The organism is Sphingopyxis sp. P8, from assembly GCF_020622175.1.
Taxonomy (GTDB): Bacteria; Pseudomonadota; Alphaproteobacteria; order Sphingomonadales; family Sphingomonadaceae; genus Sphingopyxis; species Sphingopyxis jiangsuensis.
The window spans coordinates 668,161-685,892 of record NZ_JACNMK010000001.1 but is presented as its reverse complement, the minus strand read 5'-3'; the positions used below and the strand labels follow the sequence as shown (position 1 = coordinate 685,892).

Here is a 17,732-nt window from a genome sequence, read left to right as displayed (position 1 = left end):
GCTCCTTGATGCAAATCAATTACCTTCCTGATGATCCGGCTATTCGAACCGGCATGTATCAGGCACGGCTCATTCTGTTCACGTTCGCGATCGCCCTGGCACCGCTGGGTGCCGTGAGAGCACAGGACGCCAACCCCGCCGATGCCGGGGTGGTCCGATTCGATCCCTATGCCGATTTTCGGTACCGACTTGAACTGGTCGAGCAGGACGGTCTGCCCGAGGATGCGATAGCTTCGACTTTGCGGATCAGGACCGGATTCCGGCTGGGTGAATGGCAAGGGCTCAGCGTGCAGGTGGAAGGCGATGCGATCGTGCGCCTCGGGCCGGAGGATTACAACGACACGACGAATGGCAAGGCCGTCTTTCCGGTAGTGGCCGATCCGTCCTCGATCCAGCTCAATCAGGCCTTTCTGCGCTGGCGGCCCCATGAGGCGATCGAACTTGCTGCTGGGCGGCGCGCGATTAACCTCGATAACCAGCGCTGGATCGGTTCGGTTGACTGGCGGCAGAACGACCAGACGCTCGATCTCGCACAGGTGACGCTGCGTCCGGCCAACGGTCTGTCGATCGATTATTTCAACACCTGGCGGGTCAACCGTATCTTCGGTCCAGACTCGCCGCAGGGCGTGTTTCGCGATACCGATATCAATGCGGCGCGGATCGCTCATTCGAATAACTCCGTCGGCACGATTTCGGCCTTTGGTTTCTGGCTCGATATACCCGCCCTTCCGGCCGGAAGTTCGCGGACGCTGGGTGTGCGGATAGTTGGCGAGCAGCCCGTGGCGGGAGGCATGAAGATGCTCTACGCTGCCGAGTTTGCTCGCCAATCCGAATATGGCGCCAATCCGGCGCGCTTCGATCTCGACTATCTGCTGATCGAACCTGGCGTGGCGCTGGGCGGGTGGACGGTGAAGGCCGGGTTCGAACGGCTCCAAGGCGATGGCGCGGTCGCGCTGCAGACCCCGCTGGCGACGCTCCACGCCTTCAACGGCTGGGCCGACAAATTCCTTGTCACCCCGCCGGCAGGCCTGCGCGATCTTTATGGCGAGGTCGGCTACCGCTTCGGCCCGGGTTCGGCGCTCAAGGGACTCCATCTGCGTGCAATCGTACATGATTTCCGGGCGACCGCGAGTGATGCTGTCTACGGGCAGGAGTGGAACCTGTTGGCGGCGTATCCCATCCGGCCCAATCTCGTCATTCTCGGCAAATTCGCACATTATGAGGCAAAAGATTACGCCAGCGACACCACCAAAGGCTGGCTCTCGCTGCAGCTCAGCTTCTGACGCCTGAGGTTTGGCGGCTGGTCGGCACCGGGTCCGATCAGGCACGATGGGAAGGCGCCCTAAGGGGTATCCCCGAAGGGGAATCCCCGAAATGCAGCCAGTCGGGCGCGATCGTATAGCCATTCCCAAGTCTGACAGGGGGCTCCAGTAACAATGCGCGACGACGGGATTTTCAATGACGAGATTGAATGCCTGCACGACGAAGGTCGACGCTGTTTTGTCGGCCGTTCGCCGATCATTTTCGCCCTGATCAATTTGTCCGTGCGCGATCGCCTGAATCAGCAAGCCGGACCTGGCTTTTGCAATCGGAGCGACAAATGAGAGCGCGGGATATAGCTGAAGACGGTCAGCAAAACCTCGCTCTGGGGCTGAGTACTTTTGCCTTCACGGTCTGCTTTGCGGTCTGGACGATCTTCGCGATCATCGGGATCGAGATCAAGGCCGAGCTCGGTCTCAACGACACCCAGTTCGGCCTGCTCGTCGGTACGCCGATCCTCACCGGCTCGCTGGTACGGTTGGTGCTCGGTATCTGGACCGATCAGTTTGGCGGGCGGATCGTCTTTCCCCTCACGATGATGGCTTCGGCTGCGTCGACCTTCCTCCTTTCCTACAGCGACACATATTATTTGATGCTGCTCGCGGCACTGGGGCTGGGGCTTGCAGGCGGCGGATTCGCAGTCGGCGTTGCCTATGTTTCCAAATTCTACCCGCTGGAGCGCCAAGGTGCGGCACTGGGCTTCTTCGGAATGGGCAATGTCGGTGCGGCAGTGACCAAGTTTCTTGCGCCGTGGGTGATGGTGGCGATCGGTTGGGAGGGCGTGGCGCAAGTCTGGGCTGGGGCGCTCGCTGTGGTCGCGGTGCTGTTTTATGTCCTTGCCAGGGACGATCCAGAGTTCGCCGCACGCAAGGCCGCCGGGATTCCGCCGCGCAGCCTCAAGGACCAGCTCGCGCCACTCCGGAACGAGCAGGTCTGGCGCTTCTCGCTGTACTACTTCTTCGTATTCGGCGCGTTTGTGGCGCTGGCCCTGTGGCTGCCCAACTACATGGTCGGGCTCTATGGGGTCGACGTGAAGGTGGCAGGGATGCTGGCGGCGACATTCTCGCTCTCTGCCAGCCTGTTTCGCGCCTATGGCGGGATCCTGTCGGACAAATATGGCGCGCGGCGGATCATGTACGCAACCTTCGGCGTATCGCTGGTCTGCCTGTTCATGCTGTCCTATCCCGCGACCGATTATGTGATCCACGGGATCGAAGGTGACATCGCCTTTTCGACCTCGATGAGCCTGGTGCCTTTCGTCATCACGGTGTTTGTGCTCGGCTTCTTCATGTCGCTGGGCAAGGCGGCGGTGTTCAAGCATATCCCGGTCTATTACCCCGATCATGTCGGTGCGGTCGGCGGGCTGGTCGGGATGGTCGGCGGGCTTGGCGGGTTTGTGCTGCCGATCGTGTTCGGCGCCGTGAGCGACCTGACCGGCATCTGGACCAGCTGCTTCATGGTGCTGTTCGCACTGGTCGGCGTGGCGCTCGCGTGGATGCACATCGCCGTCCGCCAGATGGAACAGAAGGCGAGCGGAATCGATGCGCGTTCGCTGCCGCAATTCCCGGAACTGGCTGATCTTCATGACGAAGCCCGTCATGCCGCTGCACAACCGAGCAAGGTGCTCACCGAATGGAAGCCCGAGGATCCGGCTTTCTGGCAATCGCAGGGCGAACGGATCGCGCGGCGCAACCTTTACATCTCGATCCCCGCGCTGCTGCTCGCCTTCGCGGTGTGGATGGTTTGGTCGGTGGTGGTCGCCAAGCTGCCGTCGATCGGCTTCGCCTATACTACTGACCAGCTGTTCTGGCTGGCGGCTCTGCCGGGGCTTTCCGGGGCAACCTTTCGGATCTTCTACAGCTTCATGGTGCCGATCTTCGGCGGACGGCTGTGGACGACGCTCTCCACTGCTTCGCTGCTGATCCCGGCCTTCGGCATCGGCTACGCGGTCCAGAACCCGAATACGCCCTACATCATCTTTCTGGTGCTGGCACTGCTGTGCGGCTTCGGCGGAGGCAATTTCGCCTCGTCGATGTCGAACATCAGCTTCTTCTTCCCCAAGGCGCAGAAGGGCAATGCGCTCGCGCTCAACGCCGGACTCGGCAATCTGGGCGTGTCGGTAATGCAGTTCGCGGTGCCGCTGGCGATTACCGCGGGTGTGTTTGGCGCGCTCGGCGGGGCGGGGCAGCAGACCGTCGAAGGCGGCCAGCTGTGGCTGCAGAACGCAGGGTTTATCTGGGTTCCGTTCATTATCGCCAGCGCGCTGCTCGCCTGGTTCGGGATGAACGACATTGCCGCTGCCAAAGCCAGCTTTGCCGAACAGGCGGTCATCTTTCAGCGCAAGCACAACTGGCTGATGTGCTGGTTATATACGGGCACCTTCGGCAGCTTCATCGGCTTTTCGGCCGGCCTGCCGCTGCTCGCCAAGCAGCAGTTCCCGCAAGTGGATGTGCTGCAATTCGTATTTCTGGGTCCGCTGGTAGGCGCGCTCAGCCGCGCGGCGACCGGGTGGGTATCGGACCGCTGGGGCGGGGCGCGGGTCACCTTCTGGGTGTTCGTGCTGATGATGCTGGGCGTGCTGGGGGTCATGTATTTCATCGAGGCCGCCAGCTGGTGGGGCTTCCTCGGCATGTTCATCTTCATGTTCTTCATGACCGGGGTCGGCAATGCCTCGACCTTCCAGATGATCCCGGTCATCATGCGCCAGGAAGTGCTGCGGCTCATGCCCGACCTTCCGACCGATGCGCAGCTGCGCCAGGCCGAAAAGGAATCCGCCGCGATTGTCGGCTTCACCTCGGCGATTGCTGCCTACGGAGCCTTCTTCATCCCCAAGAGCTTCGGCAGCGCGATCACCGCGACCGGATCGCCGATGTTGGCGCTGTGGGGTTTCCTGATCTTCTACGCCAGCTGCGCCGCGCTGACGTGGTTTGTCTACACCCGCCGCGGCGGCCTGCTGCACGACATCGAGCGTGGCCGGGAGTCCGCGACCCCCATCCAGTCCATTCCCCTGAAAGGAGCCGCTGCATGAGCCAGCTTCTCGACCGCCTGACCTTTTTCCGTCAGCCGAAGCAAGCCTTTGCGGCTGGCCACGGCATCACCACCAACCAGAACCGCGACTGGGAGGACGGTTATCGCAAGCGCTGGCAGCACGACAAGATCGTGCGCAGCACTCACGGGGTGAACTGCACCGGGTCGTGCAGCTGGAAAATCTACGTCAAGGGGGGGATCATTACCTGGGAAACCCAGCAGACCGATTATCCGCGCACCCGCCCCGACTTGCCCAACCACGAACCGCGCGGCTGCCCGCGCGGGGCGAGCTACAGTTGGTACATCTATTCGGCCCAGCGACTGAAATATCCGATGGTGCGCTCGCGGCTGCTCAAGCTGTGGCGCGCGGCGCGGCTCCGGTATAGCTCGGTCGCGGCCTGGGCCTCGATCGTCGAGGATCCGGTCAAACGCAAAAGCTATACCGGCATTCGCGGGCATGGCGGGTTCGTGCGGTCGACCTGGGACGAGGTCAACGAGATCATTGCCGCCGCAAACGCCTACACCGCCAAAACCCATGGACCCGACCGGATCATTGGCTTCTCGCCGATCCCGGCGATGTCGATGGTCAGCTATGCTGCCGGCTCACGCTACCTGTCGCTGCTCGGCGGAACCTGCATGAGCTTCTACGACTGGTATTGCGATCTGCCGCCGTCCTCGCCGCAGACCTGGGGCGAGCAGACCGACGTCCCGGAGAGCGCCGACTGGTATAATGCCGGTTTCCTGATGATGTGGGGCTCGAACGTGCCCCAGACCCGCACGCCCGACGCGCATTTCATGACCGAGGCGCGGTATCGCGGGACCAAGGTCGCGGTGGTCAGCCCCGATTATGCCGAAGCGACCAAGTTCGCCGACCTGTGGTTGAACCCCAAACAGGGCACCGACGCCGCCCTCGCGATGGCGATGGGGCATGTCATCCTGCGCGAATATCATCTCGACCGGCAGGCCGAATATTTCGAGGATTATTGCCGCAAATATTCTGACATGCCGATGCTGGTGCGTCTGGTCGAAAAGGATGGCGCGTGGGTCCCGGAAAATCTGCTGCGAGCGGCCGACTTCCTCGACGAGTTAGCGGAGGCGAACAATCCTGATTGGAAGACGGTCGCGATCGACGACATCGCCGATGAGGTCGTCTCCCCGTCCGGTTCGGCCGGGTTCCGCTGGGGCGAAGAAGGCAAATGGAATCTCGAGGAACGTGACGGGCGCGGTAATGCGACCAAGCTGCGCCTCACCAACATTCTCGACCGGCATCATGACGAAGTGATCGACGTCGCCTTCCCCTATTTCGGGAATCGCGAACATGATCATTTTCGGGGCACCGATCATCCCAGCGTCCTGCGTCGCCGGGTGCCGGTGCGCCAGATGCAGCTCAAGGGCGGCAAGGCCTATGTCGCCACGGTGTTCGACCTGTTCTGCGCCAATTACGGCCTCGACCGCGGGTTGGGCGGCGAACATGTCGCGCGCGACTATGGGGAGATGGTCCCTTACACCCCCGCCTGGGCGGAGCGGATCACCGGGGTCCCGGCCGACCATATCGTCACCGTCGCGCGCGAATTTGCGAGCAATGCCGAAGCGACCAAGGGCAAGTCGATGGTGATCCTGGGGGCCGGTCTCAACCACTGGTACCATATGGACATGAACTATCGCGGCATCATCAACCTGCTGGTGATGTGCGGCTGTGTCGGCCAGTCGGGCGGTGGCTGGTCGCATTATGTGGGCCAGGAAAAGCTGCGTCCGCAGACCGGCTGGACCGCGCTTGCCTTCGCCCTCGACTGGAACCGCCCGCCGCGGCACATGAACTCCACCAGCTTCTTCTACGCCCATACCGATCAGTGGCGCTACGAGACGCTGGGCGTGGACGAGATCCTGTCACCGACTGCTCCCGATGGCGATTGGGACGCCAGCCTGATCGACTATAATGCGCGGGCCGAACGCATGGGCTGGCTGCCGTCCGCGCCGCAGCTCAAGACCAACCCGCTTGAGGTGGGGAAGGCGGCCAAGGCCAGCGGTAAGGATGCGAAGGACTATGTCGCAGATGCGCTCAAGTCCGGCGAGCTTGAACTGTCCTGCTTCGACCCGGACGATCCCGCCAACTGGCCCCGCAATATGTTCGTATGGCGCTCCAACCTTCTGGGTTCGTCGGGCAAGGGCCACGAATATTTCCTCAAGCACCTGCTCGGCACTGCGCATGGCGTTCAGGGCAAGGATCTGGGCGAAACCGGCGCGCAGAAACCCAAGGAGGTCAAATGGCATGACGAGGCGCCCAAGGGGAAGCTCGACCTGCTGGTGACGCTCGACTTCCGCATGTCCACCACCTGCGTCTATTCCGACATCGTCCTGCCGACCGCGAGCTGGTACGAGAAGGACGATCTCAACACGTCGGACATGCACCCGTTCATCCACCCGCTCTCGGCGGCGGTCGATCCGGTGTGGGAATCGCGCAGCGACTGGGACATTTACAAGGGGCTCGCCAAGAAGTTCTCCGAAATCGCGCCCGAAGTGCTCGGCGTCGAGCAGGATGTGGTGCTGACTCCGATCCAGCATGACAGCCCGAACGAGATTGCCCAACCCTATGACGTCGCCGACTGGGGGCTGGGGCAGGTCGAGCCGATTCCGGGCAAGACGATGGCGACCGTGGCCGTGGTCGAGCGCGATTATCCCAATCTCTACAAACGCTTCACTGCGCTCGGACCGCTGATGGAATCGCTCGGTAATGGCGGCAAGGGGATCGGGTGGAACACCGATCATGAGGTCGCCAATCTCCGCGCGCTCAACGGGCCGGTGCTCGAAGAGGGACCCGCCACGGGGATGCCGCAGATCGAAACCGCGATCGACGCGGCCGAGGTGATCCTGATGCTCGCGCCCGAAACCAATGGCGAGGTCGCGGTCAAGGCATGGGCCGATCTTTCGCGTAAGACCGGGCGCGATCACACCCATCTGGCGCTGCCCAAGGAAGAGGAGAAAATTCGCTTCCGCGACATCCAGGCCCAGCCGCGCAAGATCATCTCCTCGCCGACCTGGTCGGGACTGGAGAGCGAGCATGTCTGCTACAATGCCGGCTATACCAATGTCCACGAGCTGATCCCGTGGCGCACGCTGACCGGGCGGCAGCAGCTCTATCAGGACCACAAATGGATGCGCGCCTTTGGCGAGGGCTTTTGCGTCTATCGCCCGCCGATCGATACCAAGGCGGTCAAGCCGATGCTCGATGTGGCCAAGGACGCCCCGCACGTCATCCTGAACTTCATCACCCCGCACCAGAAATGGGGCATCCATTCGACCTATACCGACAATCTGCTGATGCTGACGCTGTCGCGCGGCGGGCCGATCGTGTGGATGAGCGAGGTGGATGCGGCCAAGGCGGGTCTGGTCGACAATGACTGGGTCGAAACCTTCAACAGCAACGGCGCGCTGGTCGCCCGCGTGGTCGTGTCGCAGCGGATGAAGGAAGGCACCCTGTTCATGTATCATGCGCAGGAAAAGATCACCAATGTGCCCGGATCGCCGCTGACCGGTCAGCGCGGCGGTATCCACAATTCCGTGACCCGCGCGGTGCTGAAACCGACCCATATGATCGGCGGCTATGTCCAGCTTGCCTATGGCTTCAACTATTATGGGACCGTCGGTTCCAACCGCGACGAATATGTCATCGTCCGTAAGCTCAGCAAGGTCGACTGGCTCGAAGGGGCCCTCGCCGATGGGGAGACCGCAGCATGAAAATCCGCGCACAGATCGGCAAGGTGCTGAACCTCGACAAGTGCATTGGCTGTCACACCTGCTCGGTGACGTGCAAGAATGTGTGGACCAGCCGCGAAGGCATGGAATACGCCTGGTTTAACAACGTCGAGACCAAGCCGGGCATTGGCTATCCCAAGGACTGGGAGAACCAGAAGCGCTGGAACGGCGGTTGGGTACGTACGCCCGGCGGTTCGATCCGCCCCAAGATGGGCGGCAAGTGGCGGCTTCTGGCGAAGATATTCGCCAACCCCGACCTGCCCGAAATCGACGATTATTACGAGCCCTTCACCTTCGACTACGCCCATCTGCAGAAGGCGGGCGAAAGCAAGGCGTTCCCTACGGCACGTCCGCGCAGCCTGATTTCGGGCGAGCGGATGGAGAAGATCGAATGGGGACCGAATTGGGAAGAAATCCTGGGCGGCGAGTTCGCCAAACGATCCGAAGATTACAACTTCGAAGGGGTCCAGAAGGAAATCTACGGCCAGTTTGAGAACACTTTCATGATGTATTTGCCTAGGCTGTGCGAACACTGCCTCAACCCGACCTGTGTCGCGGCATGTCCCTCGGGCGCGATCTACAAGCGCGAGGAGGACGGCATCGTCCTGATCGACCAGGAGGCATGCCGCGGCTGGCGCATGTGCGTGTCGGGCTGCCCGTACAAGAAAATCTATTACAACTGGAAAACCGGCAAATCGGAGAAGTGCATTTTCTGCTATCCGCGCATCGAGGCGGGACAGCCGACGGTGTGCAGTGAGACCTGCGTCGGGCGCATCCGCTATCTCGGGGTGATGCTCTATGATGCCGACCGGATCGAGGAAGCAGCGTCGACCGAAAATGTCGAAGACCTGTATCAGGCGCAGCTGGATATTTTCCTCGATCCCAATGACCCGGCCGTGATCGAGCAGGCGAGGCGGGACGGCGTGCCTGAAAACTGGCTTGAGGCTGCGCGCCATTCGCCGGTCTGGAAGATGGCGATGGAATGGAAAGTCGCCTTCCCGCTCCATCCTGAATACCGCACCCTGCCGATGGTGTGGTACGTGCCGCCGCTTTCGCCGATCAGCGCCGCTGCGAACGCCGGACAGATTTCGGTCAACAACAACATGCCCGATGTGCGCTCTTTGCGTATCCCGCTCAAATATCTCGCCAATCTGCTGACCGCAGGCGACGAGGAGCCGGTGGCGCTGTGCCTCGAACGGATGCTGGCCATGCGCGGCTATATGCGTTCGAAGTCGATCGACGGCGTGCAAAACGAAAGCATCGCCGAAGGCGTTGGCCTGACCGGCGCGCAGATCGAGGAAATGTACAAGGTAATGGCGCTGGCCGACTATGAGGATCGCTTCGTCATTCCGACCGGCCACCGCGAAGATGCCGAGGACATGTTCGAGGAACGCGGCTCTTGCGGCTTTTCCTTCGGCAATGGCTGCTCGGGCGGGTCAAGCGATACCAATTTGTTCGGCGCGCCGGCGCGCAAGAAACTCCAGACGCCGACGGAGGTGTTCTGATGCAATCGCTCCATCTGATCTCGCTGCTGCTGCAATATCCGTCGTGTGAATTGCAGGCGGTGGCGGCCGAAGTTCGTCAGCGGCTGGCGGCGGACCCGGCGCTGCCGCAGGTCGCTGTCGCCGCGCTCGACCCGCTGCTCAACAGGCTCGCGACGGGCGACATCTATGATGTGCAGGAAGCCTATGTCGAACTGTTCGACAGGGGGCGGGCGCACAGCCTGCATCTGTTTGAGCATGTCCACGGCGAGAGCCGCGACCGCGGGCAGGCGATGGTCGATCTGCGCCAGCGCTATCTCGATGCAGGGCTGGAGCCGGAAGGCAACGAACTGCCCGATTATCTGCCACTGTTCCTCGACTATTGCTCGACCCTGTCCGAAGCCCGCGCGCGCGACACGCTGGCAGAACCGGGCGTCGTGTTGATCGCGCTCGCGGCGCGGCTGGCCGACAAAGGGTCGGATTACGCCCCGGTGTTTACGCTGCTGTGCGAGGTTGCCGGCCTCGAAATGGATGCGGAGGCGGCCAAAGCCCTTCCCCCGGCCGAAGACCCGGAAACGCTCGAAGACCTCGACGCGCAGTGGGAAGAGGAGGAAATCCGTTTCACCGCCGACGCTGCGCCAGATCCTACCGCTGCTTGCCCGCAGGTGAGCGCGATCCTCGACCGGATGCGCGCGCCATTGCCCGTCAACCCCGCCAACAGGAGCTGAGCCATGGACATTTTCATCAATCACCTGTTGTTCGGTATCTATCCCTATATCGCGCTGGTGGTGCTGGCGCTCGGATCGATCATCCGGTTCGACCGCGAGCCCTACAGCTGGCGATCGGGCTCCAGTCAGCTTTTGCGGCGCAGGCAGCTGATTGCGGGCTCGGTGCTGTTCCATGTGGGCGTGATCTTCATTTTCTTCGGACACTTGATCGGCCTGCTCACCCCGATCGCGCTGTTCGACGCTCTGGGGATCAGTCACGGGGCAAAGCAGCTCCTTGCGATCGTCGCGGGCGGTATCGCCGGGGCCATGGCCATCGTCGGCGCGACCCTGCTCATCCATCGCCGCTTCTTCGATCCCCGCGTTCGCGCCAATTCCAGCTTCAGCGACAATATGATCATTTTGATCCTGTGGGTTCAGCTGGCGCTGGGCCTGGCAACGATACCGATCTCCGCGGGGCATCTCGACGGGCACGAGATGGTCAAGTTCATGAACTGGGCACAGGGCATCTTCACGTTCCGGGCCGATGCAGCGAGCCACGTGGCTGATGTCCACATAATTTTCAAACTGCACCTGTTCCTGGGGCTGACGATTCTTTTGCTGTTCCCCTTCACACGGCTTGTGCACATGCTGAGCGTGCCGGTTCGCTACCTGTGGCGCAGCGGCTATCAGATCACGCGCTCGCGCCGGAGCTTCGGCCGTGGCTGACCTTCTCGATCGCAGCCCGGTGCGTGTCGGGGGGGTCGAAATCCCGGAGGCCGCCATTGCCGCCGAGGCGCAAAACCATCCCGCCCCCGATGCCGAAACCGCTTGGCGCGAAGCCGCCAAGGCGCTTGCGATCCGTCAGCTGCTGCTTGCCGAGGCCGACCGGCTAGGACTTCCAGCTGCCGAGCGTCACGACGCGCAAGGCCGGGCGCTGACGGACGAGGATGCACGAATCGACGCGCTTCTGGAGAGTGAAATTGCGGTGCCCGTGGCAACCATTGCGGAGGCCCGGCGCTTCTACGATCGCCACAGCGCACGCTTCGCCAGTGATACGCTGGTCGAGGCTGAGCATATTCTGTTCTCGGCCGACCCCAACGATTCCTTCGCCTACAGTCTCGCAGTGGGCGACGCACGCATGGCCATCCGCAAGCTGCAGGCCGACCCGGCCTGTTTTGCAGAGATCGCCCGCACAAAATCGGCCTGCCCGTCAAAGGAACAGGGCGGCAATCTGGGCCAGATCGGCAAGGGGCAGACCATCGCCGAGTTCGAAGCGGCGCTGCTTGCTCTCGATGGGGGAGAATTGTGCAGCGAACCGGTGCGGACTCGCTTTGGCGTACACGTGATCCGCGCCGGGCGCCGGGTCGAAGGGCGTCAGTTGCCGTTCGAGGCGGTCGAGGCGTCGATCCGCGACTATCTGGAGGAAGCGAGCTATCGCAAGGCCACGGCGCAGTATCTCGCGATTCTGGCCAGCCGCGTACCGATCGACGGCGTCGAACTGCCGATCGCGGACGGGCCGCTCGTCCAGTGACCGATCGTCGCGCCCGCGTCCCCGACCTGTTGGCGCTCTCGCCACCCTTGCTGGACGGGATCGGCCGCCGCTTCGAATATCTACGCTTGTCGCTGACCGAGATATGCAATTTTCGCTGCACTTATTGTCTGCCCGAAGGCTATCGCAGGCCATGCAGCCGTCCGGTCGAACTGTCAGTCGAGGAGATCGCGCGCGCTGTCGCGGCGTTTGCAAAACTGGGGCTGTGGAAAGTCCGGCTGACCGGTGGTGAGCCGACGCTGCGCCGCGACTTCGACGCCGTCGCGCGCATGGTGGCGGCGGTTCCGGGCATCCGCCGCGTGGCGATGACCACCAATGGATATCGCCTTGCCGAGAAAGCGCAGACGTGGCGCGATTGCGGGATCAGCGCGATCAACATCAGCGTCGACTCGCTCGATCCGGCACGGTTCGCGGCGATCACCGGCCACGACCGGCTCGCGGACATTCTTCGCGGGGTTGCCGCGGCGCAGGCGGCGGGGTTCGAGAGCATCAAGCTGAACGCCGTGCTGATGCGCGGCATCAATGACGATGAACTGGAGGCGATGATCGATTTCGTCGCCAGCCGCGATCTCTCGCTAAGGTTCATCGAAGTCATGCGCACGAACGACAATGTCACCTTCTTTGCCAAACGCCATGTCGCGGGACAGACGGTGATCGACCGCCTGGAAGCCGCTGGCTGGCGCCGCCTGCCGCGTCAGCCGGGCGCAGGGCCGGCCATCGAGCTTGGCCATCCCGGTGCGAAGGGCCGGATCGGCATCATCGCACCCTATGCGCGCGATTTCTGTTCGAGCTGCAACCGGCTGCGGCTGTCGTCCGACGGCCGCCTCCACCTCTGCCTGTTCGGCGATGGCGGAATCGATCTGCGCCCGCATCTGGCCGACGAGGATCCCGCGGCATTGATTAGGCGGATTCGTTCCCTGGTCGCCACCAAGGCTCCGGCGCATCGCCTGCATGAAGGACAAAGCGGTGCTACCCCGCACCTTGCATCGATTGGAGGTTAACGCATGTTCCAGACCAACGTCAGCATCGAACTATGCGGACGACTGGCCGAACCTTGCGGACGGGTTCTCAGCATCGGCATCCCCAATGGCGGGCTGTCTGTCCCCGAAATGGTCGCGCGGCTGGTACAATATTATCCCGATCTGCTGCCCGCGCTCGCGCGGGGGCGCATTCGCGCCTGCGTCAATGAAACCATCGTGCCGGATCGGTCCAGGGTGCGGCCGGGCGATCAAGTGGCGCTATTCCCGCCCGTATCGGGCGGCTGACCATCGAACATCGGCGCTTGCTGCACCGCAAGCTCGCCGCTTAATATCATCCCCAGGACGAGGCCCGCACTCCGCTATTTTACGCCGCGAGTTGTGCCAAATGTTCTGACGGCGGACAGGCAAAATATGCCGACGCCTTGCGCAAGATCTCGATGGCCTGGCGCAACTCGCGGTTCTCGCGCTCAAGGGACTTGAGACGATCAGCCATCTCGGTCGGCACAACGGCGCGCTTGCCGCTATCGACCTCGACCTTCTTCACCCACTCATGAAGCGTCTGCGGAACGCAGCCGATCTTCGCTGCGATCGACACGATGGCTGCCCATCGTGACGGATGATCGCGTTCGTGATCCAGGACGATCCGTACCGCACGTGTGCGAACCTCAGGTGCAAATTTGTTTGTTGTCTTACTCATCGCAGACCCTTCCTCTCAGGAGTTAGGGCCTCCGGCAGTCCCGGGGCGGTTCAGTCAGTTCGCAAACGGCCACTTTGACCGTGATCAATGACGCCGGGTGCATTGCGGCATTATATCCCTGTCTCAGCAGGAGATTTGACGTGCGCAACATCTTGATTCACGCCGACGATGGTCCCGGAATGCCTGCACGAATGGAGAGCGGGCTGGCGATCGGGCGGCGGCATCGGTCGCATCTGGATTTCGTGATCAGCTCGCCGTTTCAGCAGTTCATTGCCACTGATCCGTTCGGCGGCATGTATCTGGCGGGCGAGCAGTTGTCGAAAGCGCAGGCGGCCGATGCCGCGCTCGATCGGCGGCTGCGCGCGGACCTCGAACGCGAAGATGTTCCTTGGAACGTGACGTTGGCCGATGGCGACGTGCTGGCGACGCTGGCGCTTGCCGCGACGCTGGCCGACCTCGTCATCGTCTCGCTCGGCACCGCCGACCGGCGCCGCAGCTTTACCCCGCCGATGATGGCGGGCGATCTGGCGATGGCGGTCCCCGCGCCGGTCCTCGCCATTCCGGAGACTTACGGGGCTATCGATCTCGACGCGCCGGTGATGATTGCGTGGAATGGCAGCCCGCAGGCGGCGCACGCGCTGCGCGCCGCGGTGCCGCTGATGCGCGATGCGGCGCAGGTTATCATGGTCACGATCGGTCAGGATGAGGGGCAGGTCGCGGCCGACGACGCGCTGCGCTACCTGTCGCGCCACGGCGTCCACGCCGAGCTGCGCCATGTCGAGCGCGGTGTCGAGACGGTCGAGGAGGCGCTCGAACGGACCGCCCGCGACATCGGAGCCGGCCTGATCGTGATGGGCGCGTTCGGCCATACCCGGCTTCGCGAGACGTTTTTCGGCGGAGTAACCCGTTATCTGCTGGAATCGGCACCAGCACCGTTGCTGCTTATGCACTGATCCGCAGCGGGCAGCTTGGCTTTTCAACCGCCGCCGGCTGCTGTACGGCGGCAGCATGACCGATTGTTCCACCTGTGTCGTCCGCAACCGCGCGATTTGCGCAAGTCTCGACGCGACGGAAATTCGGGCGCTGGGCAAGATGGGGCGCAAGCAAAAGGTTCGGCAGGGGCAGACCTTGCTGTGGGAAGGCGACGGCGCGCCCGTGGTGGCCAATGTCCTGACCGGGGTGCTGAAGCTGGTGGTGTCGACCGCCGATGGCCGCGAACAGATTGTCGGGATCGTGTTTCCCTCCGATTTCATCGGCCGTCCATTCGGCAAGGAAAGTCCTTACACCGTCACCGCGATGACCGACGCCGAAGTGTGCATTTTCAACCGCAACAATTTCGACGAATTCGCCAGCTCGCATCCAGACCTTCAACAGAAGCTGTTGCGCCGCACACTCGACGAGCTCGACCGCGCCCGACATTGGATGATGCTGCTTGGACGCAAGTCGGCTTCCGAAAAGGTCGCGTCCTTCCTGCTTGAGATGTCCGAACGCTTGTCGGGGCAAGGATGCGGCGCGACGATGCCCCAAGGCTGGTTTGAGCTGCCCTTCGGGCGTCAGCAGATCGCCGACATCCTGGGTCTGACGATCGAAACGACGAGCCGCCAGCTTACCAAAATGCGCGGCGAAGGCGTGCTCGACCTGCCGTCTCGCCGCGAGATCGTGATCAACGACCGCGCGGCGATGGAGACGATGGCGGGCTGACCCGCTGCGTCAGAAGCGAAAAGCGAGCCCGGCGCTGACAACCCACGGGTCGAGCTTGTGCCGCGTGCGCAACACTTCGGTCGGTCCGGCGAACCAGCGCGCGGTCGAGTGCACGAGATAGCGCTTGGCATCGAACGTCACCGCCAGTCCCTTAGCGTTTACCGGGACATCGATCCCAGCCTGAAACGCCATGCCCAGCGAATCGCCCATCTTTTGCCGGGTCGCGCCGAGCGCGACCGCCGTCGCACCGGGCTTTTCGTCGATGAAGATGAAATAGCTGGGACCGGCACCGACATAGGGCCGCGCGCCGCCGTCCTTGCCGAAATGATATTTGAGCGTGAGCGTCGCGGGGACGATGTTCGCATTCGACACCAGTCCTGCACCCGCGAGGCCGCCGCGTCCGACGACATCATGCTGGGTGACGCCCGCAATCGTTTCCAGCGAGATATTGTCGCTGACGAAATACTCAATCGCCACCGTCGGCACGATATTGTCATCGGCCTTGGTCTGCGTGCCCGCAGGCAGCCCGATCAGGTCAAGCTTCACGTCGCTGATCTTGCCGTCGGGCGCGACATAGGTCGCAAGCAGCTTGAACTGGACGTCGCCGCTTTTTGCCGCGGCTTGCCCGGGAACTGCCAGCGCGACGGCCAGCGCGGCGAGGGCGAAATATCGGCACTTCATGGTTTCTGGCTCCTGTTGTGGATGAAACCGTCCCTGCGCCGCCGGCCGCTGCGCCGCATTGATGAAGCGCAAGCAATTCGTTGATCCCGATCAATGTTTCGTTGGACCCGCGCGTCCATGAGCGACGCGAAGCGCGGCGCGAAGCCGCTGGAAGCGGGGACGAACATATGGACGGTCTGGTGATGAAAGCGGGCGGCTGGCTGTCGCTGGCGCTGCTCGCGCTGGTCATGGCGGCGCTGGCGGTCGATGCGCCGTTCGCAGTGCACATGATGATCGTCGCGGCCGCCTGTCTCGCCGTGCTCTGGGCGATGATTTCACGGGCCGATTATGGCGCGATTGCGCGCGGCATATTGAAGATGCCCGCCGATCAGGGCGTCTATGACGACGATCCGGTGCGCTGGGGCGTCATCGCGACGCTGTTCTGGGGCCTTGCGGGGATGGCGGCGGGGCTGTTCATCGCGCTCCAGCTCGCCTTTCCGGTGCTCAATCTCAATCTGGAATATACGACCTTCGGGCGGCTGCGCCCGCTCCACACCTCGGCGGTGATCTTCGCTTTTGGCGGCAATGCGCTGATCGCGACGAGCTTTTACGTCGTCCAGCGCACCTGCCGCGCGCGGCTCGCCTTTCCGAACCTCGCGCGTTTCGTCTTCTGGGGATACCAGCTGTTCATCGTCCTCGCCGCCACCGGCTATCTGATGGGCGTCACCGAGGCGAAGGAATATGCCGAGCCCGAATGGTATGTCGATCTGTGGCTCACCATCGTCTGGGTCGCTTATCTCGCGGTGTTCGTCGGCACGATCGTCAGGCGCCGCGAACCGCATATCTATGTCGCGAACTGGTTCTACCTCAGCTTCATCATCACGATCGCGATGCTGCACATCGTCAATAATCTGTCGATGCCCGCCAGCATTTTCGGTTCGAAAAGCTACGCCGCCTTTGCCGGGGTGCAGGATGCGCTGACGCAATGGTGGTACGGACATAATGCGGTCGGATTCTTCCTGACCGCGGGCTTCCTCGCGATGATGTATTATTTCGTGCCGAAGCAGGCCGAGCGGCCGGTTTACAGCTATCGCCTGTCGATCATCCACTTCTGGTCGCTGATCTTCCTCTACATCTGGGCGGGGCCGCACCACCTCCATTACACCGCGCTGCCCGACTGGGCGCAGACGCTGGGTATGGTCTTTTCGATCATGCTTTGGATGCCGAGCTGGGGCGGGATGATCAACGGGCTGATGACGCTCAACGGGGCATGGGACAAGATCCGCACCGACCCGATCATCCGCATGATGGTGATGGCGCTCGCCTTCTACGGCATGAGCACCTTTGAAGGCCCGATGATGTCGATCAAGTGGGTCAACTCGATGTCGCACTACACCGACTGGACGATCGGCCATGTTCATTCGGGTGCGCTCGGGTGGAACGGCATGATCACCTTTGCCTGCGTCTATTATCTGGTGCCGCGCCTGTGGGGCCGTCCGCGGCTTTACAGCCTGCGCATGGTCAACTGGCACTTCTGGCTCGCGACCGTCGGCATCGTTTTCTACGCCGCGTCGATGTGGGTCGCGGGGATCATGCAGGGGCTGATGTGGCGCGAATATGGCGCCGACGGCTACCTCGTCTACAGCTTTGCCGAAAGCGTCGCCGCGATGCACCCGATGTATCTGATCCGCGCCGCGGGCGGGGCGATGTATCTCGCCGGCTTCCTCATCATGATCGTCAACGTCTGGGCGACGCTCGCGGGCAGGGTTCGCGCCGAAAAGCCGATGACCGAAACCCCCTACAGCGCCGCAGCGGACCGTCCGCTCGCGCCCGTGCCCGCCGAATAAGGAGCCCGGA

Annotated in this window: 14 protein-coding genes and 1 pseudogene; 13 read left to right on the top strand and 2 right to left on the bottom strand. The window is 62.6% G+C overall.

Features of this window, described 5'->3' with window-relative positions:
• Positions 1-8 precede the first annotated feature (8 nt).
• The 10 genes from H7692_RS03355 (at position 9) to H7692_RS03310 (ending at position 13,102) form a co-directional block, all read left to right on the top strand.
• Positions 9-1,283 carry a hypothetical protein gene (locus H7692_RS03355; protein ID WP_222135948.1) on the top strand — a complete coding sequence of 425 codons (1,275 nt, stop codon included), beginning with the start codon at positions 9-11 and terminating at the stop codon, positions 1,281-1,283.
• Positions 1,284-1,436: 153 nt separating this feature from the next.
• Positions 1,437-1,604 (top strand): hypothetical protein, encoded by a 168-nt coding sequence (locus H7692_RS03350; protein WP_222135949.1) that lies wholly within the window; start codon positions 1,437-1,439, stop codon positions 1,602-1,604.
• A complete protein-coding gene (locus H7692_RS03345) occupies positions 1,601-4,348 on the top strand; it encodes a nitrate/nitrite transporter (RefSeq protein ID WP_222135950.1) in 2,748 nt (915 codons plus the stop codon). Before H7692_RS03350 ends, H7692_RS03345 begins: the two co-directional genes overlap by 4 nt.
• Positions 4,345-8,082, top strand: coding sequence for a nitrate reductase subunit alpha (locus tag H7692_RS03340; protein ID WP_222135951.1), 3,738 nt, complete (start codon positions 4,345-4,347; stop codon positions 8,080-8,082). Before H7692_RS03345 ends, H7692_RS03340 begins: the two co-directional genes overlap by 4 nt.
• Positions 8,079-9,605: a nitrate reductase subunit beta gene (narH, locus tag H7692_RS03335; RefSeq protein ID WP_222135952.1), complete on the top strand. Its 1,527-nt coding sequence runs from the start codon at positions 8,079-8,081 to the stop codon at positions 9,603-9,605. Before H7692_RS03340 ends, narH begins: the two co-directional genes overlap by 4 nt.
• Positions 9,605-10,309, top strand: a complete 705-nt coding sequence (gene narJ / locus H7692_RS03330) for a nitrate reductase molybdenum cofactor assembly chaperone (RefSeq protein ID WP_222135953.1) — start codon at positions 9,605-9,607, stop codon at positions 10,307-10,309. Before narH ends, narJ begins: the two co-directional genes overlap by 1 nt.
• A gap of 3 nt (positions 10,310-10,312) precedes the next feature.
• Positions 10,313-11,014: a respiratory nitrate reductase subunit gamma gene (gene narI / locus H7692_RS03325; protein ID WP_222135954.1), complete on the top strand. Its 702-nt coding sequence runs from the start codon at positions 10,313-10,315 to the stop codon at positions 11,012-11,014.
• On the top strand, positions 11,007-11,819 hold the full coding sequence (locus tag H7692_RS03320) for a peptidylprolyl isomerase (RefSeq protein ID WP_222135955.1): 813 nt from the start codon (positions 11,007-11,009) through the stop codon (positions 11,817-11,819). The genes narI and H7692_RS03320 overlap by 8 nt, the downstream gene beginning before the upstream one ends.
• Positions 11,816-12,838, top strand: coding sequence for a GTP 3',8-cyclase MoaA (gene moaA / locus H7692_RS03315; protein WP_227339767.1), 1,023 nt, complete (start codon positions 11,816-11,818; stop codon positions 12,836-12,838). The genes H7692_RS03320 and moaA overlap by 4 nt, the downstream gene beginning before the upstream one ends.
• Positions 12,839-12,841: 3 nt before the next feature.
• Positions 12,842-13,102, top strand: a complete 261-nt coding sequence (locus tag H7692_RS03310; protein WP_222135956.1) for a MoaD/ThiS family protein — start codon at positions 12,842-12,844, stop codon at positions 13,100-13,102.
• A 112-nt stretch (positions 13,103-13,214) separates the two neighbouring features.
• Here H7692_RS03310 and H7692_RS03305 read toward each other — a convergent pair.
• Positions 13,215-13,514 (bottom strand): annotated as a pseudogene (locus H7692_RS03305) (transposase); the annotation flags it as partial.
• A 140-nt stretch (positions 13,515-13,654) separates the two neighbouring features.
• On the opposite strand from H7692_RS03305, the gene H7692_RS03300 reads away from it, so the two are divergent.
• On the top strand, positions 13,655-14,467 hold the full coding sequence (locus tag H7692_RS03300) for a universal stress protein (RefSeq protein WP_222135957.1): 813 nt from the start codon (positions 13,655-13,657) through the stop codon (positions 14,465-14,467).
• Positions 14,468-14,522: 55 nt separating this feature from the next.
• The gene (locus H7692_RS03295; RefSeq protein ID WP_222135958.1) at positions 14,523-15,215 is read left to right on the top strand and encodes a Crp/Fnr family transcriptional regulator; all 693 of its coding nucleotides are present in this window, start codon (positions 14,523-14,525) and stop codon (positions 15,213-15,215) included.
• Between the two features lie 9 nt (positions 15,216-15,224).
• On the opposite strand, the gene H7692_RS03290 is transcribed toward H7692_RS03295, so the two are convergent.
• The gene (locus H7692_RS03290; protein ID WP_227339766.1) at positions 15,225-15,896 is read right to left on the bottom strand and encodes an OmpW/AlkL family protein; all 672 of its coding nucleotides are present in this window, start codon (positions 15,894-15,896) and stop codon (positions 15,225-15,227) included.
• Between the two features lie 167 nt (positions 15,897-16,063).
• Between H7692_RS03290 and ccoN the strand changes: the two genes are divergently transcribed.
• Complete coding sequence (gene ccoN / locus H7692_RS03285) at positions 16,064-17,722, top strand: cytochrome-c oxidase, cbb3-type subunit I (RefSeq protein ID WP_227339765.1); 1,659 nt, start codon at positions 16,064-16,066, stop codon at positions 17,720-17,722.
• The last annotated feature ends 10 nt before the right edge of the window (positions 17,723-17,732 follow it).